Consider the following 23,335-nt stretch of genomic DNA (forward strand, 5'->3'; position numbering starts at 1 on the left):
ATGATTGTAACGATGGCAATCAGGCGTTACTAATGACATCGTTTATCTTTATAATAGCAGTAGAGCCTAAAAAGCAGAATACTTCTAGCAAACCGACTACCGTACCCAAGTTACGATTCACCCACTATGTTTTCTCGTGTCGATATAGGAACACGCTTTCATGCAACAGTTTCAGTCCTTAAGACGCTTACTTATATTTTATGCACTGACATTGTTAACGATGCTAGTGATGTATTATTTCGCGCTCTTTCACGAGATAAAACAAAATAATGAGCAACGGAGTATTGATACCTTCTATTCATTACAATATGAAATGACGGAGCATGTCGGTATAACAGACACTGAAATTTCAAATATTTTAGAAAAACCAGTGTTTAAAAATGTAAGCTACCAGATTGTTTGTATGATGCCATCTGGTCAGACTTTCATCCACCGCTATACTCGCCCTAATGAGCCTGGTTTTACCACTGTTACCTTTCCTACTATTACATCATCACCGCCTAGTAACAGTAGCCACAGTGCTTATACACTCAATAGTCGCAATGTAACAGGTACGATCAAGCTTAAAAGCGGTCATCAGATATATATTATATTACGTCATAGACCACTAGATATTAACTGGTTATCTTACCGTTATTGGTTGCCATTGATGACAGCTATCGTGCTGTTTATCATCGGATTACTTTACATGCTCAATCGTCGCGTCGATTGGGAACAGCTATTACTTTATACCGACAGTCTCAACAGTCAAGCCAAGGATGCTTATAGTCCACCACCATTTCTATATAAAAGATCCACACCTGAGTTCTTGCGCTTAGGTCATGCGCTAAGCCGTGTTAATTATCAGCTACACAAGGACTATCGTCGTATAACGACCCTGACGCATCGGCTCGATCGTTTGGTAAATCAAGCACCGTTACCAATGCTAATGATTATGCGTCATGGTCAGATAAGTTTTTTTAATCAACGTTTTGAGCAAGTGTTTACCTGTCCTTCTCAAGACTATGATGATAGCTGCCAACTAACCGACTTTGTTGCTGCTAAAGATAAGCCCACTCAGTTACTACTACAGAAATTATCAAACCTACGTGTCACTCGCACCTTAATTGTTTATGGGTTAGAAAACCAGCAGTCTTACCAACTGCATATCACACCATGGTTTGGCGAACACGGACAAGTTCATGGCTTTACCGCGCTTTTTAGCAATATTAATGAATATACCAATCAAATAGAACAACTACAGCAGAAAAACCAACAGCTACAATTACAAATTGATGAATCAAGCGAAGCCCAAGCATTTATAGGTCGTAAGTTACGGATACCACTAGAGAAGATAGTTGATTCGTTGGAACCAATCGACCCTTCAACATTGACGGCGCAAGGCAAGAAAACTCTAAACACATTGATTACAACCAGTCAAAAGATGCTGACTATACTCAATGACACGCTAGCGACAGAGGAAATTGATGTCAGAAAAACACGTCTAAGCATCGAAACGGTTGATATTTATAAAGTAAGCAAAGAAGTTAGCAGCTTAGTCACAAAAGAAGTAAGACAACAAGGGCTAGAGTTGATCTATTTCTTTGCGCCAGACTGTCCTCGTTACATTGAAACTGATGACATTCGGCTACGCCATATCTCATTAAATCTGTTGAAGAATGCTATTAATTTTACAACATCAGGCTATGTCGCTCTCACTGTTGATCGCGTATCTAAAGACAAGGTCACGCCAATAAGTAACCAGTACTTGACGCCTAACAACGATACTATAATGCCTGCGCAAACATCTTATTGGATTCGGTTTAATGTAAAAGACACTGGAGTAGCTATTACTCCTGAGAGAAAAAATCAATTAGTCACTATTTTGAATCAAGACAGTGATCAAACCAATCATAACTTGGTTAAAGACAGTGAAATTAGCCTGAATGATGCCAATAGCTTCGCTCAGTTACTCGGCGGTTTTATCGAACTAAATATTACAGCGGATGAAGAGACGGTATTTAGTCTCTATCTTCCTGAGCGTCATTCCACTTATGAACCGGTATATCATCCTTGTTCGCAGCTGTCTCATATTCACCTTATCGCTATTGTCAACCAACCTTTAGTTGCTAAGCATTTACAACGTTTGTGCGAATACTTAACGATATCCGTAACTACTTACAGTATTTTAGATAGAGCCACTATACAGCAGCTAAAAAATAAATTAACGCAAAATGAGCAGACCGTCATTCCTGTCTTGTTATTGGATTATGAATACAACCAATCCATCAACTTATCAACTCATGCGAGCAACAAGCATAGTGAACAACAAGAAGTGTTAAACAAACTAGGCACTATGTCTTCACTACCAAAGATATTGCTTAGCATGAAACCTGAAAGACATATTTCCTCTACCATACTAGACCAATATGATGGATTTTTGACCAAACCCTTGGACGCAAGCTTACTAGTTTCTGAGCTGCTACGCTTAACCTTGTCTGCAAGGAAAAAACTAAACATACTGGTCAAACATCAATATGATAGCAGTCCATCTTTTGTGGAAGAAGATATACCCAAAAAAGAAGTCTTGTCTCCACTGATTCTAGTCGCAGAAGATAGTCCAACCAACCAAAAAATAACCTGCAAAATATTGAGCAAGCTTGGTTATCGTAGTGTAGTCGCAGAAGATGGTCAGCAAGCTCTTGAACAGCTAAAGACTCAACGTCAAGAGATCTCGCTTATTTTAATGGATTGCCGCATGCCAGTTATGGATGGTTTACAAGCAACTCAAGCTATTCGCTTGCAAGGTGATAACATCCCTATCGTGGCATTAACTGCAAACAATACCGAAGAGGACCGTGAAGCTTGTACTCAAGTAGGAATGGATGACTTTTTATCCAAACCTATCAACAAAAAAGAATTAGCAAAGGTGTTACAGCGCTTCATAAAAACCTAGCAAGCTCGTAACGCCAATGTCTCATACCAAAACAGCTACATTCATTACGAACATAGCTGTTTTAATATCCATCACTTTGTGCTCTCGACTATTACTTCATAAAGCCATTATCTGCTAAAAATGCTTCTGTAATCTGACTTTGTGGATTGGGGGCATTCAGCCCTTCTGTTTGCGACTTACCTAATAGACGCTCTAAGTAGCGAGCAACGATATCCACCTCTATATTGACTTTATTACCAACCAACCAGTGTTTGGCGATGTTAGTCACTTGTGCGGTATGAGGAATGATATTGAGACAAACGATGTTGTCACGTACAAGATTGGTCGTCAGGCTAATACCATCAACCGTGATAGAACCTTTAGTCGCTGTATAATGTGCCAATTCTTGGGGTATTTCAATTTCGATGTAGATAGAACGTGCATCTTGTTGCAGCTTACTAACAATCCCTACACCGTCCACATGACCTGCAACGATATGACCACCAAAACGAGTGGTGGGTAGCATGGCTTTCTCTAAATTGACGATATAACCTGCTTTAAGATCCTCAAGCGCTGTGCGAGCGATTGTTTCACGTGAGACATCGACAGAGTAGTGATTACTACCAAAATCCACAACGGTCAAACAAATACCATTTGAAGCAATTGAATCGCCTAGTTTTACATCGCTAAAATCCAAATCATCGGACTCTATCGTCAAACGTATATCACCACCCGTAGACTGCATGGATTTAACCTTTCCAACACTTTCTATAATCCCGGTAAACATATATGCCTCATCTCATTATTATATTGCCGTTATCGACAACGTATTTCGACTTATTAATTTATTGATCATGTTTGTCTGAACTAAGTTTTTAGTGAAACGTAAATTTATTTCAAACTTATTATGGGATAAGTTGTGGATAAGTAACAGTAAATCAATCCAACTTACCTTTAAAACCTTTGTTTTTGTAGAGTTATCCACAGAAATCTAGAAACCAACTGTATTTAAAAAATCCGATTAAACAAAGCATACACCATTGATTTTAAAGAAATTATTTTAAAACAAAAACAAAGGCTTAGTTTGTGAGTTTCATGTGAAACAAAGTTATGCACAGTTTCATGTGAAACATAATCTCACGTACTAGCTCGTTCATACTTAACATACATTTAGAGTCTGTCATTATTTTAGAAATAGCACTAAAAATGAGACATATTGTAATCAAACAAGGAAAATAGCGTAGCTAAAATCAAAATATTAGCCGGCTATTTAATGTTGTTTGGCAAACCTTAACCACTGACTGAACCACTGTTAGTCCATTCAAATAACTACCGATTGAATAGATGATATTCCTAATACCCGACCAGATTAAAAAGAAGCCTTATTACAGCCTGGGGATATCTTGTGTATAACACCATAAAATTATAAAGGTAGCAGAATTAGTTTAAGATCTGAGCCAAGTTGTTCGTGCCTATCGATATCAAACCGCAGCTGCTGGGCTAAAGATATAGGATTGAGATCAACCATGGATCGTGCTTGTACTCCGAGTAAACAAGGCGCTTGATAAACAATCATTTCATCTACTAACTGTTGACTCAAAAAGCTACCTGCAACACTCGCACCAGCCTCAATCAATACGTCATAGCATTGATGCTCTTTTACTAAATTTTTTAATAAGGCAGTTAAATCATCATTACGCCAATAAACAGTATCTGTTCGACGACATAGCTGATAATGAGATTGTAGACTGTGTGTTAAACGCTGACGTCTATCCAACACAACCACCATAGGCTTTGGTATTTGTTCAGGTGAAACGCCTAACTGTTCGGATCGAACGTTAAGCTGTGGATCATCAGCTATCACTGTCTCACTACCTGTAATAATAGCGCCACTTTGTGCCCGCAACTTTTGGACATCCTCACGAGCAGCAGCTGAAGTAATCCATTTTGATTCTCCATTTGCCATCGCGGTACGGCCATCGAGACTCGTAGCAATTTTGAGACGTACATAAGGCATTTGAGTGCGCATCGCCTTCAAAAAGCCACGATTTAATAACTCTGCTTGCGCCGTTAATACACCAACCGTAACTATTATGCCAGCGTCCTGCAATATCTTCACACCGCGCCCTGAGACCTGTGGATTAGGATCAAGTCCTGCAATCACGACCCGTGTCACACCAGCTTTCGCAAGCGCGACTGCACAAGGCGGTGTACGACCAGTATGACTACAAGGCTCTAGAGTTACGTAAGCAGTTGCTCCTTCTGCTTGTCTACCAGCATCTTTGAGCGCAAATACCTCTGCATGGGGCTCACCTGCTTTTGGATGAAACCCCTGACCGACTATCTCGTTCGCTTGAACAATGACACAACCTACGGCTGGATTCGGCCTAGTAGTATATAGTCCTTGCTTTGCCTGCTCGATAGCAAGCATCATAAAGTAACGGTCTTTCGCATCTTGCGCGTGGTTTTTGGTAGACATAATAATGGACTTAATCAATGATTGAGGATAGTCTATAAAAGAATAAAAAGCGGCGGGTGTTCGAACATTACATCAGGGTTAATTCGCCTATTTTTCATTTGGACGAATATTAGCAATCTCTTGATGAAATGCATCAATATCTTGGAAATCACGATAAACGCTAGCAAAACGCACATAAGCCACGTCATCTAACGTTTTAAGCTCACTCATGATAATCTCACCCAAGACTTTACTACTGATTTCACGCTCACCCATCTGTCTAACACGCTTTTCTATACGGCTAATCATCGCCTCTTGCTCATCGATAGTGATTGGACGCTTTTGCAAAGGTAATAAGATAGAGCGGCGCAGTTTTTCATTGTCATAAGGCTCAATCTTGCCGCTTGACTTAATAATTCGAGGCATAACCACCTCTACCATCTCAAAGGTCGTAAAACGCTCTTGACAGCTGTTACAAGAACGGCGACGACGTACTTGCGCACCTTCCGCAGCAAGGCGTGAATCAATAACTTTAGTATCTGATGCATTACAATACGGGCAGTGCATGAACTTTTCCTTAGGTCTATATAAAAAGCATGGGGTATTGAGGCGCGTTGAACTTTCAAAAATAGGCGCTACTGATTGCTAAAAACAGTGCTAAACAAGGCGTAAAACGACGGTAATACTCACGCCTTAACTAGGTTTACAACGCAGTATAAGTCAGTTTTAGCATCCGCTCTTAGAGACAGGACTATTTACCGATACAAAAGCTACCAAATATCTTGCCCAATAAGTCATCAGCGCTGAACTCACCTGTTATTTCACCCAAGCTGTTTTGAGCTTGACGCAAGCTTTCTGCAACCAGCTCACCCGCTTGAAATACGATTAATTGTTCATGTGCCTCAGTTAAATGACCCATGGTTCGTCTTAAGGCATCTAAGTGTCTTGTACGAGCAATGAGACTGTTTTCTGGTGGGTGGAAGCCTACCTTAGCACATAAGGCTTCAACCAACTCGTCGATACCAGCACCTGTTTCACATGAAACATTGACTTGATCGTAGCCGCGATCGCTGATCTCAGCTTGTGAGGCTGGTATCAGCTTCCCATCTGCGACATCGCTCAATAGGTCACTTTTATTGGCAATAATCAGTAAGCGTTTCGCCTCTGGCAACTGACCAAACAGCTGCTCAGCAAGCTGCAACGGTGTGCTTTCTTCTTCAAGATCACGAGTAACATCATAAACCATCAATAACATATCAGCCTGAGTAATCGCTGTACGTGCTCGCTCAATACCAATGCGTTCGACAGTATCTTCCGTTTCGCGCAATCCTGCTGTATCCGTGAGATGCAGAGTTAGACCGTTTAACACCACTGTCTCTTGCAAGGTATCACGGGTGGTGCCTGCTACGTCTGTAACGATAGCGCGCTCTTGCCCTGCTAAGCGGTTGAGTAGGCTTGATTTACCAGCATTGGGTCTGCCCGCTAACACCACGTGTATACCATCACGTAATAATTGACCTTGTTTAGCCGTTGCCAGTACTTGCTGTATTTTCACCTGTGTTTGCTCTAGCTTGGCTTGTATCACCCCGTCAGATAAGAAGTCCACATCTTCCTCATCTGGGAAATCAATAGCAGCTTCAACATGCAGGCGTAAATGAATCAACTGCTCTAATAGCTGGTTAATCTTTTGTGAAAACTCACCGCTTAATGATCGGATAGCGCTACTAGCCGCCGCCGCACTGGTCGCATCAATCGCATCAGCGATAGCTTCAGCCTGTACTAAATCCAATTTATCATTGTCAAAAGCACGGTAAGAGAACTCTCCTGCACTCGCTTGTTTGGCACCCAACTCAAATACGCGAGCTAATAGCTGATTTTGCAAAATCATGCCGCCATGTCCTTGCAACTCAATCACATCTTCACCAGTGAATGAATGTGGACCTTTGAAATACAGCACTAGCCCTTCGTCCACAACGGTACCATCAGCCTGATAAAAACGACAAAAACTGGCCATACGTGGCATAAAGGCGGCCTTACCAGTTAACGTACAGGCAATATCATGGGCACGTGCACCAGATAAGCGTATGACACCGACACCGCCACGACCAAGTGGGGTTGCAATAGCAGCAATCGTCGGCAACCCTGATGATTTAGGGGCTTCAGATACAGGGTGCGCTGTTGACGCATTTTCTAAAGAATCCACAGTGACTCTCAATAACTAAAAACCCCATTATAGACGGCTCGATGCAGACTGACAAAGCAAACTTCTAATAGCAGTGGTTTGAGCTTAGTTTTATCTCACTTTAGGGCGTGTCCTCATTTTAAAAATGGAGATAAAAATAAGATAAATTGCCGTCAAACAAGGAGAATAGCGTAGATAATATCGAGATATTAGTCAGCTAATTGACACCGTTTGGCAAGATTTAGCCATTTTTAATCCATTTAGATGACGATAGATTGAATTGAGAGTACGCCCTAGTATTCCATGCATAAAAAAAACCACCGCCTAAGCGATGGTTTTTTTTATGCATGGAATAAAGACTAATTAATCAAGTTCCTTAACAGTACGACGCTTTTGCTCTTCCTCAACTTTTTTATTCACAATATATTGCTGAGTCATACTGAACAGGTTATTCACCGTCCAATATAGAACCAAACCTGCTGGGAAGAACAGCATGAATGCCGTAAAGATAATCGGTAAAAACTTCATAACTTTTGCTTGCATTGGATCAGCTGGTTGCGGGTTTAGTTGCTGCTGTATAAACATCGATGCGCCCATCAGTAATGGCAAAATAAACCAAGGATCCATCGCTGAGAGATCTTGTATCCATAAGATCCACGGTGCATGACGCAATTCTACACTTTCAACCAACACCCAATATAAGGCTAAGAAAATAGGCATTTGCATCAAAATAGGTAAACAACCCGCCATTGGATTGACTTTTTCTTCTTTGTAGATAGCCATCATTTCTTGCGACATCTTCATGCGATCATCGCCATGTTCTTCTTTTAGCGCTTTCAATCTAGGACCGATAGCACGCATCTTCGCCATTGAGTAGTAACTCTTATTAGAGAACCACATCAGTGCGATTTTAACCAGCACCGTTAACAGGATGATGGACCAACCCCAGTTACCAATGACTTTATGAATACCATCCAAAATAGCAAATAAGATCTTAGATATTGGCCATAGCAAGCCATAATCAACCGTTTTGTTCAGCCCTACAGAAACATCTTTTAGCTCTGACTGTACTTTTGGACCGGCATATAGTGTGGCATCTAATGTTAGTTGCTTGTTTGGTGCTACATTAACTGGCTTACTATTAAAACCAATAAAGTAATCGTTATCTGTCTCACGACTAAAGAAAGTACCGGTAAAGTTATTAGGCGTCCATGCAGACACAAAATAATGCTGCACTATGCCAACCCAACCTTTATCGCTACTAGTAACCAATTCACCATCATTAAACTCATCAAACTTTAGTTTATTGTAAGGATCATCAGGTGTACCCCACGCACCGCCTAAATAAGTCGCCATGCTTAGCACGCCTTTATTAGAAGTACCTGGATCCTTACTATCATCACGCTTTAGCTGCGCAAACATTTGACCTTGCCAAGCAGCCGTAGATGCATTTTGAATGTTATAGCTAACATCAATCGGATATTTGCTTTCAGTGAAGGTGAATGTCTTAGTAATTGTCACGCCATCTTTTTTGTAAGTTAGCGGAACAGACAGTGTCTGCTGCCCTTCTTCCATTACATAATTATTGGCAGTATGACTGTAATTAGCACGACCTTCTGCCGTATCAATGCCGTTTTGACCAATCAGGCCAGACTGAGCCACATAGACACGATTGCTATCGTTCTCTAACAATACAAATGGCTCATCGCTTTTTAGCGTTGCGTCGTATTGCTTAAGAGCCGCATAAACAATATCACCACCTTCTGGATTGATTTTTATATCATAGCGATCGGTGGTGACCGTAATTAGACCTGTGTCTTTAGTAGGCGTATTGACCGTAGCCACAGTTGCATTATCAACAGGTTGTGTCTGAGCCGGAATATCACCTGCTGCACCGGTTGAAGATGGAATATCAGCACCTACTGAAGACGTGGGTTCTGGCTGTACATCCACCACTGGTGCATCGGCATAATCATCTCGCCATGCCAAAATCAGCAGATAAGCGGTGATTAGCATCGCAATGATGATCATCACCCTAAATATCTTTTGCATAAACCTTTCCTAGATTAAAAAATTAGGGAATGAAAAATTAGGGCATGTGTCATGACTGTACAGTTGTACTCGCATCTAACAACAGTATTGGTAGTCATTTACATAAAATGTGCATCATTTTACTAAAAATCAGCCTTAAATGATACCAAGAGTGTGGATAACTTGTGGGTATCTCTGCTAGTGAGTTACTCACAAGTTATCCACACTCACTTTGATTCTAACGTCATCAAATAATTAAGACGTGAAACATAGCTTTTATTATCTCGATAAACACCTATTCCTTGATTATTTATATTTGAAGAGCAAGTAGAGGGTAAATAATAATATTGATAAGAAGCTAAAGGTACAGGCACAAAATCTATGCCATGTCCGCCTAAAGGATGACATCTACTAATACGTTTCAACAACAACCAACTACCAGATCGGACGCCATGCCAAAGCAACGCTTGTTTGCCATAATTTGAACAGGTTGGATAGTATCGACAACGGGCAGGAATGACAGGACTAATTATTTTTTGATAGAAAACAATCAAACCAAATAAAATTTTAAATAGTATTTTATTTATCTTTTTTAAAATAATTTTCATTTTATTTTTTTTCTATTTTTTTAAAAATATTATTTATTTGATTTTTTAATTCTTTTTTATCTAACCCTTTTATAGATTTTTTTACAATAAAAACTATATCTTTATCTTCCATTTTAATATTTTTCAAACGGAACTGTTCTCGTATTTGACGTTTAATAAGATTTCGAGCAACTGCAGTAGGTACTTTGCGCTTTGTAATAGCCATGCCAACTCGTGGTTTGTTACGCATATTAGAACGTACAAAGGCCATTAGATGACTCTGATGAAGCTTTCGTTCAGGTGCATCAAACACCTCGCGGAAATCTGCTGGTGTTAGCAGTCGTTGCTCTTTAGTGAAGCGAGCAGTAGGTATAGCTGAAACAGTATTTGGCATATTAAAACCTAGTATAAGCGCTCATAGTGAGATTAGAAATAATAGTAAAATATAAAGACAAAAAAAGCGCCGATTCGGGCGCTTTTGATATATGGCTAAATGTTAATTGCAATAGTTGACTATCATAATCTATAAATAATAGAGATCTAACAAGCACTATTAGCCATGCCTATCGTAGTCTACTAATTATACAGTAAGACGATGACGTCCTTTAGCACGGCGACGAGCTAAAACCTGACGGCCTTTTTTAGTTGCCATACGAGCACGGAAACCGTGAGTACGTTTACGCTTGATCACGCTTGGTTGGAATGTACGTTTCATAACTCACCTATCAAAATAATGGACTAAATTCGTAATAACGGAGGATTATACCACTGCATATGATCTTGGTCAATGAACTAATTCAGTTGATATTGATATCCGTAAAATTTTGGTCACTAAAGTGAGTTTATCTGTTTGTTCGTTTTAATAAAAATATATTTTAAATATCCAGTTTAACCAACTTAGAACACGTATTTATTTGACCTGATTTTAAAAGTTATCCACAGTTTGTATCGAATTCTATAATAATAAACTATTAATATATTTAAGTATTGTTGTTATTGGCAGGTGTTTTTTCTGTGGTTAAGTGGTTTTTATCTTTTAAAATCAAGAAATTAAAGTATGGACAAAGCTGTGGATAACCTGTGTATTAAATATGGATAAGTTGTTTTTTTTATTTACCTTTGAAACTGTCCACAATGTTATCCACAAAAAACAAGGTGTTATCCACAGGGTAACTGTGGTAAATTAAGCTCCTGTCCGATATGTGTTTCTGTTCAGCTTGCCAAGATGATTTTGAGTTGGGTCCTCAGAAGCTATGCTAGTGCTTGAATAGCAGTTTATATCATTGAGACATATCTATTATTTCAGACCATAGGGTTAGTATTATTCATGATAGACACAGTAAATATTTGGGATAAGTGTTTAAACGACTTGCGCTATAACGTCAAAGACAACGTATTCACTATGTGGTTGAGACCTTTATCAGCCCATCAGGAAGAGCAAACCCTTATCATACTTGCCCCTAATGATTATTTTGTTACTTACATCAAAAAAAACCACTTACAAGATATTCAGCAGCTGGTTACTAAGCATAGCCAAGGTAGTATCGAAGAGGTTATTGTCCGTGTTGATAATGTGGGACATGATACAGATGATAGTACCCAGTTATCATCCGGCTCTTTATTTGTAGAAGATAAGCACTCCCCTCCCCTTGCAGAACATAATTTTGAAACGATTCATCATAACAATGCGAAAGCTGACATCGATGCCAATACGCGTCGTGCTGCTTTAGTGGACTCTGCTGATGCAAAATCGTTGAGCTATCTCAATCCTGACTTTACTTTTGAGACATTTGTTACGGGCAAGTCTAATAACCTTGCTTACAAGGCTTGTTATGAGCTTGGGAAACGTCAGTCAAAGAATCGTCATAATCCTTTATTTATATATGGACCTTCTGGTTTGGGAAAAACGCATTTAATGCATTCTGTAGCACATCGATATTTAAAAAATAATCAAAGTTTTTATTATTTCACTTCTGAGAAATTTATTAATCAATTAGTTTATTCATTAAGAAATAATAAAATAGAAGATTTTAAAAAGAAAATTAAAAAAGTTGATTTATTAATTGTAGATGATATTCATGTATTAGCAGGAAAGACAAAAAGTAGTAATGAGTTTTTGACTTTATTTGCTGATTTTACCAGTGGTGATAAACAACTGATTTTGGCTTCAGATAGACATCCATCACAGATGACGGAGTTTGATGAACGCTTTAGATCTCGATTTTCTTGGGGGTTAACGGTCGCTGTTGATCCACCTGAAATTGATACTCGTGTACAAATCTTACAAAAGAAAGCAGCTTCGTATGGCATGACACTACCTAAAGAGTGCGCATTATTCATCGCTCAAAATGTGGTATCAAATGTCAGACGATTAGAAGGCGCTCTAAACCAAGTCTTTGCCAATGCCAATCTGACAGGCGCACAGATAACCCTTGAAATGGTGCAGTATGCGTTAAAAGATATTGTAGCCATGCGCGTACAAGCCGTTAATATGGATAATATTCGCAAGGTGGTTGCTGAATATTATGATGTGACCATTAAAGATATTATGGGCCGTAAACGCACACGCAGTATTGCTAGACCACGTCAAATAGCGATGGCGCTATCACGTGAGTTGACGGGAGATAGTTTTCCTGAGATTGGTCAATCATTTGGTGGGCGCGATCATACGACAGTGATGCATGCGTGTGATAAAGTGAGCGAGTTGCGAGCTGCAGACCCTGCATTTGATAAAGATTACAAGACGCTGGCATTAATGTTACAAGCAGGTTAGTTGCCTGCTATATCACTATGTTTTAGTCGTATGATATGATTTATAATATTGAAGATCTAAGCGCATAGCTAGTCAATAGATTATCGTCAGTAGACAGGGTATTATTGAGTCATTATTTTAAATTTATAAAAATAAAACCATTTAAATAAGAGTAACTAAGCATGCAATTATCGATTAATCGAGAGTCGTTACTAAAAGCCATTAACCTAATAGCCAAAGCTGCTGATAAGCGTCATAACATGGTCATTTTGGGCAACATCAAGTTGCAGCTATCTGAATCAGAGCTGGTTTTGACCGCGTCTGACTTAGAGGTGGAGCTAACGTCGACGTTGAAATTGCCTGCAGGTGCTTGTGTTGAAGCAGGTACCACGACACTACCTGCAACAAAACTAAAAGATATCTGTAAATCATTACCTGCACAAGCTCAAGTTAATCTTGCTACTCAAGAAAATGAGCGATGCTTACTAACCAGTGGTAAAAGCCGTTTTACCTTAGGAACATTGCCGAGCGAAGATTATCCTAGCTTGGGTAATCCTGAAAATATCACACCGCTGACTATTAGTCGTAATCGCTTGACTGATTTGATTCATAAAACCCAGTTTGCGATGGCGATTCAGGATGTGCGTTATTATCTAACGGGCATGCTGTTCGATGTATCACAGCAGCAACTAACGACCGTTGCGACTGACGGACATAGACTGGCTTTGGCGCGTAGTGTCATCGATGTCAGTGCTGATCTGAATATGCAGGCTATCTTGCCACGTAAGGCTGTCATTGAGCTTGAGCGCTTGGCTGCTGAGCTTGGTAAAATGTTGGGCGATAAAGATAACTCAGTAATATTGAGTTTTGGTCGTGAGTTCTTGCAAGTTAGCTTACCGTTTGGTGATGTCGATAGTGCAGGGCAGGTGAGTGATAATTTGATGGTTACTTTTACTGCGCGACTGATTGATGGAAAATTCCCTGATTATCGCCGCGTCATGCCAAGTAACACGGATAAACTGGCTCTATTTAATCAAGAAAAAATGACTGACGTACTACGCCGTGTAGCGATTTTAAGTAATGAAAAGTCTCGTGGCGTGGTATTCAACTTTGCCAGTGATGGCATGGTAGAAGTGCGTGCTAACAATGCTGAGCAAGATGAAGCGGTGGAGATGATACAAGCTAAGTATCAAGGTGAGCCGATGGAGCTGTCATTCAACGCAGCTTATTTGCAAGATGTTCTCAGTGTGATTCAAGGAGACTTGCAAATGCATATGAGCCAATCAAATGCCTCAGTGTTGGTTAACCAGCTAAATGACGAGTTCCATCAGTATGTCATTATGCCAATGCGTATCTAGTTGTTATTCATTTTAGAATGCTAATCCAGTGTAATTTATCTGTTATATTATTCGACTTTTGCTTACTAAATATACCTACTTACTGTTTAGTAGGTAGGCAATAAAATAAAATAGGCGGCTCTCGTTATTATGATTGAACGTCTACAAGTTTCATGCTTACGCAATTTGACGCAAGTTAATCTAAATTCAGCTGCTTGCAACGTCATTGTTGGTGAAAACGGGAGCGGTAAGACCTCGTTACTTGAAGCAATATTTTTGTTATCAAGAGGCAAAAGCTTCCGTCATCATCAGCCCAAACGCTATATTCAACATCATCAGAATGCAGTGACTGTACACGCTCGTCTCAACGATAGTAGTACCTTAGCCATTCAGAAACAAACAGACGCAACCACGGTTCTGCGGCTTAATCAAACCACTGTATACAATCAAAGTGTCTTAACCGAACAGCTACCAACACTGTTGATAGATCCGTCAACGATGGATATGTTAGAGCAGGGCAGTGCCAGTCGGCGACAGCTACTGGACTGGTTGGTGTTTCACATGAAACAAGGGTTTCATCCGCAATGGGTGGCTTACCAACGTCTATTAAAACAGCGCAATAGTTTACTAAAAAAGACGAGGCAATTAACCCAAGTACAGCTCTCTGAACTAAAATCATGGGATAAAGGTCTCAGTAATCATGCGGCGCTGATTCACCATTATCGTGAGCGGATATTTACCGAATGGCAGCCTTATTTTACTGAGAGTGTTAAGCAGTTATTGCCGTCTTATTCGGAACAATTAAGCTTAAGCTATAACGCAGGTTATGATACTAGCGTGGCGCTTGATATACAGCTTAACGAGCGTTTAGAGCAGGATTTACAATTGGGTTACACCCGTATTGGCAATCATCGTGCTGATATTCATGTGCATTGGCGCTCTAATGAGGCAGCAGAGAGTCATAAAGAATCTTCAAGCGTGACGATAGATACTGATATAAACGGAAAGTTAGCTGTTTTAAAAGAACAAGCAGCGAATGTACTGTCTCGTGGTGAAAAGAAACTTCTCATCACAGCATTAAGGTTGTCACAGTTGCCACTGCTTCTTAACTCTACAGAAGATAAGGGTTTGATTGCTCAGTCATCGCAACCACTTATCACACCAGTAGTATTACTGGATGATATTACGGCAGAGCTTGATAATAGGGCGATAGAGATCTTATTGTCGACTCTATCACAGTTGCCATGTCAGGTATTTATGACTAGCTTGACGGATGATATCGTACCATTCATCGAAAGATTTTGGTCACATCACAATATGTTTCATGTGAAACATGGTCGAATTTTGTCTTTGTAAGCGCTTTTGTGTACTGTCTATTTTATCTTGATTTATTACCTCGTGAGTTTTTTAGATTTGCTATTGTTATTCCTATAATCAAGGTTGTCTAGAGGTGGCTCTAGATGCTGATAAAACTACCAGTAAACAGTGACTTAGAAGCAAAAAAATGCTAAAATTAAGCTTTATTTTTATCCTGTTTTCAGCAAGTTGTTTGATTATATTGAATAGATTGTCTTTACTGTTTATTCCTTTATAAGGTGTTGATAATATTGTGTTTAATCCATAAGGCTGGTTCTGATAACGTTTAAAAAAAGAAACGAGTGTTAGTGTGATTTAAATACCGACTTTATGTTTTTTGAGTCACTGTCATATCTTATAGAGTTTTGGCTAATTTTGCTTTAGCCAAACATGTACATCAAAATTTTCGACGATAAAAATTAAGTCCAAAATAACGTTATGCGGCATCATCGTAGTGGTGGGTCCATGACAAACGGCTGATTATGGCTAGATTAAGGAAGACACATGAGTGATTCACTACCTACCGACCACGAGCAACTGACATCTGACGCTATTGAAGAAACTACAGTATCTGCTGTGGTTTCTGACGCATCACCTTCTGATTATAGCTCTAAAGATATTCGTGTTTTGCGCGGGCTAGAAGCGGTACGCGTACGTCCAGGTATGTATATTGGTGACACCGACGATGGCACAGGCTTACATCATATGGTCTTTGAGGTAGTGGATAACTCTATTGACGAAGCGCTTGCTGGTCATTGTGATCAGATTGATATTATTATCCACGAAGACGAATCTGTCAGTGTGATGGATAATGGTCGCGGTGTACCTGTCGATATCCATCCAGAAGAAGGTGTATCTGCAGCGCAGGTTATTATGACCGTACTACATGCTGGTGGTAAGTTCGATGATAATAGTTATAAAGTCTCAGGCGGTCTGCACGGTGTAGGTGTCTCGGTAGTAAATGCATTATCTGAAAAGCTTGAGATGAATATCTGGCGTGAAGGCCATCATTATCATCAAACCTATACTGATGGGGTGCCTGATGCTGATATTAAGCAAATGGAAGCCACTGATAAAACAGGGACACAGATTCGTTTTTATCCGAGTGCTGATGTATTCACAGGTACAGTCTTTGAATATGATATTTTAGCGAAGCGTCTACGTGAGCTGTCGTTCCTTAACTCTGGTGTGCGTATCGTATTGACTGATGAGCGTATTGATAAACGCCACGAGTTTGAGCATAAAGGCGGATTGTCAGAGTTTGTCAGCTATATTAATGCGGGTAAAGACGGCATTAATGAAGTCTTTCACTTTACCAGTGAGCAGGACGAAGGTATCAGTGTCGAAGTTGCTCTACAGTGGACAGATACTTATAACGAAAAAGTGTTTTGTTTTACTAATAATATTCCACAGCGTGATGGTGGTACGCACTTATCAGGCTTCCGCTCAGCGCTCACACGTGGCTTGAATAGCTATATGGATCGTGAGAATTTATTCAAAAAAGAAAGAGTCGCTGCGACGGGTGATGATGCACGTGAAGGTTTGACGGCCATCGTCTCTGTGAAAGTGCCTGATCCAAAATTTTCAAGCCAGACCAAAGACAAATTGGTATCAAGTGAAGTCAAATCTGCCGTTGAATCTGCGATGCATGACAAATTTAACGACTATTTATTAGAGAACCCGAGTGCAGGTAAAGCAATCGCAAGCAAGATTATCGATGCAGCACGTGCCCGTGATGCGGCTCGTAAAGCGCGTGAGATGACTCGTCGTAAGACAACGTTAGATATCGCGGGTCTGCCGGGTAAATTGGCTGATTGCCAAGAAAAAGATCCTGTATTATCAGAACTCTATATTGTGGAGGGTGATTCTGCAGGTGGTTCGGCTAAGCAAGGTCGTAGTCGTAAGACACAAGCTATTTTGCCACTAAAAGGTAAGATTCTAAACGTTGAACGTGCCCGTTTTGACAAAATGCTGTCTTCTGCGGAAGTGGGTAACCTGATCACTGCGCTTGGCTGTGGCATCGGTCCTGACGAATATAATCCTGACAAAGTACGCTATCACAAAATCATCATCATGACCGATGCCGATGTTGATGGATCACATATTCGTACGTTGCTATTGACATTTTTCTTCCGTCAAACGCCAGAGCTAATCGAGCGTGGCTATATTTATATTGCTCAGCCACCGCTATATAAAGTGAAAAAAGGTCGTCAAGAGCTGTACCTAAAAGACGATGAAGCACTTAAAGCGTATCTACTGTCATCGACAATTGACAATACTAAGCTGCATGTCAGTGCCGATGCGCCTGCGATCACTGGTCAAGCGCTTGAAACGCTATTAAATGATTATAACCAAACCCAGCTGATCAAAGCACGTTTGCAAATTCGTTTTCCAGCGGTGATTTTGGATGCGTTGACGCATACACCAAAACTGAGCACGGACATGACTTATGATGAGTCTGCGATGCAATCGTGGAAAGATACCATGCAAACTCAGTTGGATCATTTTGGTAGTGATTTGAGTCCTGAGATTGAACTGATCAATATTCATGCACCGCAACCTAAAAATATGGATGCAGCAGCTGCAGACTTATTGGGTATGACGCCAGTTATAGTGACAGAAGAGGGTGACGTAGCCGATAGCGACGATGTGTCTACTAAAGCACAGTGGTTACCACGTATCACTGTCTATGTGCATCAGCTGGCACATCATTATCTGCTTGATGCTAGTTTTGTTAATTCTGGTGAATACAGTAAGCTGCTTCGTCTGTCTGCTGAATGGAATACTTTGCTTGAAGATGATGCTTTTATCCGCCGTGAAGCAAGTGCTGGTACGACTAAAGACATTCCAGTACGCGACTTTGATTACCTCTGGCAGCAAATGATGGTTGATGCGCGTCGCGGTCTAGCGATCCAACGTTACAAAGGGCTAGGGGAGATGAACGCCGACCAGCTTTGGGACACGACAATGGATCCTGAAAATCGTCGCATGCTACGTGTTACTATCGAAGATGCCATTGCTGCTGACCATATGTTTACTTGCTTGATGGGTGATCATGTTGAGCCGCGCCGTATCTTTATTGAAGAAAATGCATTGACAGTTTCTAATCTAGATATTTAAATTTAAAGCTAATTGTTAATCAGATATAAAGACATATTCATTTTACGAGAAAAACGAAATGATTGAAGTAATACTGCTAGCTATCGCTTTAGCCATGGATGCATTCGCTGTTGCGATAGGGTTGGGTGCTAAGTCGCAAAAACAGAGTAAGTCGTATTTACTGCGACTGGCTTTGTATGCTGCCTTGTATTTTGGAATCGCACAAGGTGTGATGCCACTTATTGGTTATTTGTTAGGAGCAGCACTATTAGGCTGGTTGGCAGCAGCAGCACCTTGGATTGGCGGGATTATACTTATCGTGCTGGGTGCAAGGATGCTTTACGAAGTATTTATTACGGATGAGGAGGATGCTGTTGATAGTGCGCTTCACACAAAAGGTAACGCTATAAATGCGGATAGTGAGACAGCAACAGCCGCCAGTAAGCATGGCCATATCAATCATCGCACTATGTTTACGTTAGCGGTTGCGACCAGTATTGACGCAATGGCGGCAGGATTTACGCTGAATTTATTGGCACTGAACGCGTGGTTAGCTTGCTTTATTATCGCTATAGTAACCGCTGTATTTGGATTGCTTGGTGTCTATTTAGGCTGGCGATCGGGTACATGGCTTGAAGATAAAGCAGAAGCGATAGGTGGGTTGGTGCTTGTTTTAATTGGTCTGAAAGTGATGTTTTATAGCTGATTCATTTAGGTTTTTATTTATGGTCAAAGTATTTTTAAATCGCTACAGTGCTGCTGTGATAAGTTTTTCGCAGCCTCTGTGAATACAGCAAGCAAGTAAAATTTGTACCAGTAGCACCATAATACAATCGTATCGGTTTTATGTTTCTTTGACTATGGTTTTAATGAAAATTAGTCATTATAAAAAAGGCACCGCTTTAAATATCAAAGCGGTGCCTTTTTTTGTTTCACGTGAAACAAGATCTTCGTAGTCTTGTTTAGTAATTACTCTTCGTCAGTATCAAAGCGCCAAGCTAATACACGCGTGCTTTTTTGACCTTGGCTCATCTCGATGATACGCATCTGAGCGACGTTTAACTGCTTTAGTAGCAGCTGTAACGGCTTCACGTTTTCAGATTTTGAGACGAGGCTAGTAAACCAACCGACATGCTCTGCAAAGCTCTGACTTTCTTTTATCATCTTGGTTAAGAAGGCAATCTCGCCACCTTCACTCCACAGCTCTTTATGCTGGCCACCGAAGTTTAGATTTTGCGCAGCATTGCCTGATTTGGTTGAATGACGGCTGATTTGCTCGTTTTCATTCTTACCACGATGGCGTTGCAGATTGTGCTGCTTACGGCTATTGGCTTCCATTGCTTCTTCTAAAGACGCATGAAACGGAGGGTTGCAAACCACGATATCAAAATAATCTTGACGACCGATGATGTTTTTAAAGATGAATTTAGGCTCAGGCTGGAGCTTTACTTTAACTGAGTTTTTTAGTTTTGGGTTTGACTCACAAATTAACGCTGCGGTATTGACCGAAATAGGATCAATATCGCTTGCGGTAAAGCGCCAGCCATAACTCTGGCTGCCAACGATAGGATAAATAGCACTAGCACCAGTACCGATATCAAGCGCGTGAATTTCTTTGCCTGTCGGCGGTGTGTTATCCGCATTTACGTGAGTGGTTTGCGCCAATAAATCCGCGATGTAGTGAATATAATCTGCACGACCAGGGATAGGTGGGCATAGATAGCCTTCTGGAATGTCCCAAAACTTGACCCCATAATAGTTCGCTAACAGTGCTCTATTGAGCACGCGCACAGCCTGATGATCCGAGAAGTTAATCGTCGACTCACCTTTAGGATTGGTAATAGTATGTTCAGCAAGCTCGGGTAAAGCGCGAGTCAGTACCGCAAAATCATAACGACCTTGGTGTGGGTTGCGTGGGTGCAGTTGACCGAGTTTTTTCGCGGTCGCCGGCGATCTGTTTCTGTGTGTACTATTTGCTGGAATACGGGTCATGGTGTGAGGCTTTGATGTTTGAATATAATCAACCATTTTAGCAGATTTCGTAGGAAACAAACGTTTTATCGGTTACGTAAAAAAAGGTTTAATATTAGGGCGTGTCCTCAATTCAATCGATAGTCATCTAAATGGGTTAAAAATAGTTAAATTTTGCCAAACGGCGTCAAATAGCTGACTAATATCTCGATATTATCTGCGCTATCTTCCTTGTTTGACTTCAATTTATCTTATTTTTATCACCATTTTTAAAATGAGGACACGCCCTAGGGTGTGTTGAATATTCACAAATAAGTACTGCTGTTCGCTAAAATGGTTCCAGTAGACTTTATTCATAGCAGTTCTGCTGCTTGTGTTATAGCGCGAGGGTGTCTATATTAAAAGTGGGTCTATCGACAAATTTCTATGAATAAAGTATCGAGATTTAACTATATAACTACCACTATAAAACCACTCACTATAAGACAATAATTATTTGAACAAGGATGAAACCATGACTACGGAAAGTAATAGCACAGAAAATCGCATCACTTATAACACCCAAGGCCATGTTTGCCTTGTCGGGCTCAATCGCGCCAATAAACGCAACGCCTTTGACAGTCATATGATTGGTCAGCTGTCTGAGGCGATGACCCGCTACGAGCAAGACGACAACTTACGCTGTGCGCTGATATTTGCCCATGGCGATCACTTTACCGCTGGACTAGATTTGGTCGAGCTACAAGACAAGCTAAACGATGGCGTGTTTGAATTTAATGACGAGCAAATCGACCCTTGGGGCATTGGTGGAAAACTGCGCACCAAGCCAGTCGTGGTCGCGGTAAAAGGTACTTGCTTTACGGTAGCCATTGAGCTGATGCTCAATAGTGACGTAGTGATCGCTAGTGACAACTGCAACTTTGCCCAAATGGAAGTCCAGCGTGGCATCATGCCATTTGGCGGGGCGACCGTACGCTTTGTCGCAGCAGCAGGCTGGCAAAAAGCCATGCCTTATCTGCTTACTGGTAAAGCATTCGATGCGCAAACGGCCGATAGGCTGAATCTGGTCAGCGAAGTGGTGGCAAATGGGTCTGAATATGAGCGAGCATTGACGCTAGCCCAAGAGATCTGTAAAGCTGCGCCTTTGGGTGTGAGAGGTACATTGTCTTCAGCGCAAGATGCGAGTCGTAATGGTGCAGCGACCGCATTGGCCAATATCCATAGCTATCTGCCGCCGCTGTTTCATTCAGAAGATGCAAAAGAGGGCGTGATGGCGATGGTTGAGAGACGTGAGGCTGAGTTTACGGGACGTTAGGGCTACAAACGACCAAGTCTTCAATGCCGCTATTTAAGTACTAAAATAGCGGCATTGATAATGTTCTTTAGGTATGCTTTTTTAGATGCTTTCCTCGAGATATTGGTAAGCGGTTAGCGTTCGATGGATTGTTGTTATGATACAGCCAACAATGATAATGATGAGGGTGAATAGCATAGTCAAGGTCTGAGTCCATAGTAGCGGCTCAATCGCTGTCACGATACAAGCTGCGGTCAGCAGTGCCATGCGATGCTGTTTGGCCATCGGTCCTGCGAAGTTAGCAGGTGCCCCGATACTTACAGATAGCGTACGAACATAAGCAGTTAATACCGCCAGCAATCCTGCCGCCCAACCCAGTGTAGCCGCCCAATCCACCGCTGTGACGGCGTAACCAGCAGCAATCAATATCAGTGGATCGGCAATTCGATCAGGGACATCGTTGAACAGCTCTCCTGCCGCTGTGCCTTTACCGCCTTCAACGGCAACCATACCATCAAACAGATTACACAATAAGCGACATTGGATAAATAGTGCTGCTGCGAGGGGTAGTAACCACAAGCTGATGCCGTTTGCGTAAGGTAGTGCAAAGAGACAGATCGCGGACAGTGCTGCAAAGACCACGCTAAAAATCGAGATTTGGTTGGGTGTGATGTTTTTATTACCAAGCCATTGCGCGATGCTTTTAGCAAAACCTGCGCTACGAACTTTTAGGGGGCGACGACCTTCGAGTTCAGACATGGTGCTCCTTAGCGTGGGTCGCCGTTTTATTTAACTTGAGTACTGTCACCACACAAAAAGTAAAAGCAACCGTCAATGCGGGTGCGATGGTGAGCAATATCTTTGAGGTACCTGCCAATGTGTGGGCTAGTATCAGTGCACTGCCAGTCAGACTGACTGAGATGATAGCTGGTAGGATGATACGCAAAGGTGTCTTTGGCAGCAGATGAAATATAAATGTCACCATGTGTACCAGTATTAAAGTGATGCAGAAGCTGGCTAGTGCTTGGGTAAGTGCGGATATAAGTCTAGTATCTGACCCGCTATTGGCATAATAAGCCCAACTGCCCCAAATAATAAAAGCGAGTGCCGCAGAAATGATGTTAAACGTTAGACTTAGGCGGGTTTTTTTCTGATGCACGTTGGTTTCCGTATAGAGCGATAGCATCAATTTTGCAAGCCATATTGGAGTAGGGCTTGCACTTTGTTTGCTGTATTAATATGAATGGTCGTGATTGATTTATCTTGAATTAACGATATAAGCTGACTATAGTTGATTTTAACGCATATCGTTTTATAAAACTAGGCACGGATTACTTATGTAAAAATGGATTTA

At 41.0% G+C, this 23,335-nt stretch carries 18 protein-coding genes; 7 read left to right on the top strand and 11 right to left on the bottom strand.

The window, feature by feature from the left end; all coding sequences use genetic code 11:
* The first annotated feature begins 160 nt into the window (after window positions 1-160).
* Window positions 161-2,935, top strand: coding sequence for a response regulator (locus ACT3QP_RS04730; protein ID WP_444524650.1), 2,775 nt, complete (start codon window positions 161-163; stop codon window positions 2,933-2,935).
* A gap of 91 nt (window positions 2,936-3,026) precedes the next feature.
* Here ACT3QP_RS04730 and ACT3QP_RS04735 read toward each other — a convergent pair whose 3' ends face one another.
* The 8 genes from ACT3QP_RS04735 to rpmH form a co-directional block, all read right to left on the bottom strand.
* Complete coding sequence (locus ACT3QP_RS04735; protein ID WP_442061830.1) at window positions 3,027-3,701, bottom strand: riboflavin synthase; 675 nt, start codon at window positions 3,699-3,701, stop codon at window positions 3,027-3,029.
* Between the two features lie 636 nt (window positions 3,702-4,337).
* A complete protein-coding gene (gene ribD, locus ACT3QP_RS04740; protein ID WP_444524651.1) occupies window positions 4,338-5,393 on the bottom strand; it encodes a bifunctional diaminohydroxyphosphoribosylaminopyrimidine deaminase/5-amino-6-(5-phosphoribosylamino)uracil reductase RibD in 1,056 nt (351 codons plus the stop codon).
* An 87-nt stretch (window positions 5,394-5,480) separates the two neighbouring features.
* Window positions 5,481-5,939 (bottom strand): transcriptional regulator NrdR, encoded by a 459-nt coding sequence (gene nrdR, locus ACT3QP_RS04745; protein ID WP_058369796.1) that lies wholly within the window; start codon window positions 5,937-5,939, stop codon window positions 5,481-5,483.
* Window positions 5,940-6,123: 184 nt separating this feature from the next.
* Complete coding sequence (gene mnmE, locus ACT3QP_RS04750) at window positions 6,124-7,512, bottom strand: tRNA uridine-5-carboxymethylaminomethyl(34) synthesis GTPase MnmE (protein WP_444524670.1); 1,389 nt, start codon at window positions 7,510-7,512, stop codon at window positions 6,124-6,126.
* 405 nt (window positions 7,513-7,917) lie between these two features.
* Complete coding sequence (yidC, locus tag ACT3QP_RS04755) at window positions 7,918-9,606, bottom strand: membrane protein insertase YidC (protein WP_444524652.1); 1,689 nt, start codon at window positions 9,604-9,606, stop codon at window positions 7,918-7,920.
* 206 nt (window positions 9,607-9,812) lie between these two features.
* Window positions 9,813-10,193, bottom strand: a complete 381-nt coding sequence (gene yidD, locus ACT3QP_RS04760) for a membrane protein insertion efficiency factor YidD (RefSeq protein ID WP_444524653.1) — start codon at window positions 10,191-10,193, stop codon at window positions 9,813-9,815.
* Between the two features lies 1 nt (window position 10,194).
* Window positions 10,195-10,566: a ribonuclease P protein component gene (rnpA, locus tag ACT3QP_RS04765; RefSeq protein ID WP_444524654.1), complete on the bottom strand. Its 372-nt coding sequence runs from the start codon at window positions 10,564-10,566 to the stop codon at window positions 10,195-10,197.
* Window positions 10,567-10,752: 186 nt separating this feature from the next.
* Window positions 10,753-10,887, bottom strand: a complete 135-nt coding sequence (gene rpmH / locus ACT3QP_RS04770) for a 50S ribosomal protein L34 (RefSeq protein ID WP_007394757.1) — start codon at window positions 10,885-10,887, stop codon at window positions 10,753-10,755.
* A 612-nt stretch (window positions 10,888-11,499) separates the two neighbouring features.
* Between rpmH and dnaA the strand changes: the two genes are divergently transcribed.
* From dnaA to ACT3QP_RS04795, 5 genes are all read left to right on the top strand, one after another.
* On the top strand, window positions 11,500-12,945 hold the full coding sequence (gene dnaA / locus ACT3QP_RS04775; RefSeq protein WP_444524655.1) for a chromosomal replication initiator protein DnaA: 1,446 nt from the start codon (window positions 11,500-11,502) through the stop codon (window positions 12,943-12,945).
* A 161-nt stretch (window positions 12,946-13,106) separates the two neighbouring features.
* Window positions 13,107-14,282 carry a DNA polymerase III subunit beta gene (gene dnaN / locus ACT3QP_RS04780; RefSeq protein WP_444524656.1) on the top strand — a complete coding sequence of 392 codons (1,176 nt, stop codon included), beginning with the start codon at window positions 13,107-13,109 and terminating at the stop codon, window positions 14,280-14,282.
* A 129-nt stretch (window positions 14,283-14,411) separates the two neighbouring features.
* The gene (recF, locus tag ACT3QP_RS04785; RefSeq protein ID WP_444524657.1) at window positions 14,412-15,617 is read left to right on the top strand and encodes a DNA replication/repair protein RecF; all 1,206 of its coding nucleotides are present in this window, start codon (window positions 14,412-14,414) and stop codon (window positions 15,615-15,617) included.
* 504 nt (window positions 15,618-16,121) lie between these two features.
* Complete coding sequence (gene gyrB, locus ACT3QP_RS04790; protein WP_444524658.1) at window positions 16,122-18,737, top strand: DNA topoisomerase (ATP-hydrolyzing) subunit B; 2,616 nt, start codon at window positions 16,122-16,124, stop codon at window positions 18,735-18,737.
* Window positions 18,738-18,795: 58 nt separating this feature from the next.
* Entirely contained in the window at window positions 18,796-19,422 is a 627-nt protein-coding gene (locus ACT3QP_RS04795; RefSeq protein WP_444524659.1) for a manganese efflux pump MntP, read from the top strand.
* A 263-nt stretch (window positions 19,423-19,685) separates the two neighbouring features.
* On the opposite strand, the gene rlmF is transcribed toward ACT3QP_RS04795, so the two are convergent.
* On the bottom strand, window positions 19,686-20,744 hold the full coding sequence (gene rlmF, locus ACT3QP_RS04800; RefSeq protein ID WP_444524660.1) for a 23S rRNA (adenine(1618)-N(6))-methyltransferase RlmF: 1,059 nt from the start codon (window positions 20,742-20,744) through the stop codon (window positions 19,686-19,688).
* 457 nt (window positions 20,745-21,201) lie between these two features.
* Here rlmF and ACT3QP_RS04805 point away from each other — a divergent pair, with 457 nt between their 5' ends.
* Complete coding sequence (locus ACT3QP_RS04805; protein WP_444524661.1) at window positions 21,202-22,002, top strand: crotonase/enoyl-CoA hydratase family protein; 801 nt, start codon at window positions 21,202-21,204, stop codon at window positions 22,000-22,002.
* A gap of 81 nt (window positions 22,003-22,083) precedes the next feature.
* On the opposite strand, the gene ACT3QP_RS04810 is transcribed toward ACT3QP_RS04805, so the two are convergent.
* Window positions 22,084-22,740 (bottom strand): CDP-alcohol phosphatidyltransferase family protein, encoded by a 657-nt coding sequence (locus tag ACT3QP_RS04810; protein WP_444524662.1) that lies wholly within the window; start codon window positions 22,738-22,740, stop codon window positions 22,084-22,086.
* Entirely contained in the window at window positions 22,733-23,140 is a 408-nt protein-coding gene (locus tag ACT3QP_RS04815) for a hypothetical protein (RefSeq protein ID WP_444524663.1), read from the bottom strand. Before ACT3QP_RS04815 ends, ACT3QP_RS04810 begins: the two co-directional genes overlap by 8 nt.
* Between the last annotated feature and the right edge of the window lie 195 nt (window positions 23,141-23,335).

This window comes from Psychrobacter sp. AOP7-B1-24, from assembly GCF_052376215.1.
Classification (GTDB): Bacteria; Pseudomonadota; Gammaproteobacteria; order Pseudomonadales; family Moraxellaceae; genus Psychrobacter.

Coding starts and splice junctions, on each gene's coding strand:
- ACT3QP_RS04730 (WP_444524650.1), top strand. CDS start 161: ATGCAACAGTTTCAGTCCTTAAGACGCTTACTTATATTTTATGCACTG.
- ACT3QP_RS04735 (WP_442061830.1), bottom strand. CDS start 3,701: ATGTTTACCGGGATTATAGAAAGTGTTGGAAAGGTTAAATCCATGCAG.
- ribD (WP_444524651.1), bottom strand. CDS start 5,393: ATGTCTACCAAAAACCACGCGCAAGATGCGAAAGACCGTTACTTTATG.
- nrdR (WP_058369796.1), bottom strand. CDS start 5,939: ATGCACTGCCCGTATTGTAATGCATCAGATACTAAAGTTATTGATTCA.
- yidC (WP_444524652.1), bottom strand. CDS start 9,606: ATGCAAAAGATATTTAGGGTGATGATCATCATTGCGATGCTAATCACC.
- yidD (WP_444524653.1), bottom strand. CDS start 10,193: ATGAAAATTATTTTAAAAAAGATAAATAAAATACTATTTAAAATTTTA.
- rnpA (WP_444524654.1), bottom strand. CDS start 10,566: ATGCCAAATACTGTTTCAGCTATACCTACTGCTCGCTTCACTAAAGAG.
- rpmH (WP_007394757.1), bottom strand. CDS start 10,887: ATGAAACGTACATTCCAACCAAGCGTGATCAAGCGTAAACGTACTCAC.
- dnaA (WP_444524655.1), top strand. CDS start 11,500: ATGATAGACACAGTAAATATTTGGGATAAGTGTTTAAACGACTTGCGC.
- dnaN (WP_444524656.1), top strand. CDS start 13,107: ATGCAATTATCGATTAATCGAGAGTCGTTACTAAAAGCCATTAACCTA.
- recF (WP_444524657.1), top strand. CDS start 14,412: ATGATTGAACGTCTACAAGTTTCATGCTTACGCAATTTGACGCAAGTT.
- gyrB (WP_444524658.1), top strand. CDS start 16,122: ATGAGTGATTCACTACCTACCGACCACGAGCAACTGACATCTGACGCT.
- ACT3QP_RS04795 (WP_444524659.1), top strand. CDS start 18,796: ATGATTGAAGTAATACTGCTAGCTATCGCTTTAGCCATGGATGCATTC.
- rlmF (WP_444524660.1), bottom strand. CDS start 20,744: ATGGTTGATTATATTCAAACATCAAAGCCTCACACCATGACCCGTATT.
- ACT3QP_RS04805 (WP_444524661.1), top strand. CDS start 21,202: ATGACTACGGAAAGTAATAGCACAGAAAATCGCATCACTTATAACACC.
- ACT3QP_RS04810 (WP_444524662.1), bottom strand. CDS start 22,740: ATGTCTGAACTCGAAGGTCGTCGCCCCCTAAAAGTTCGTAGCGCAGGT.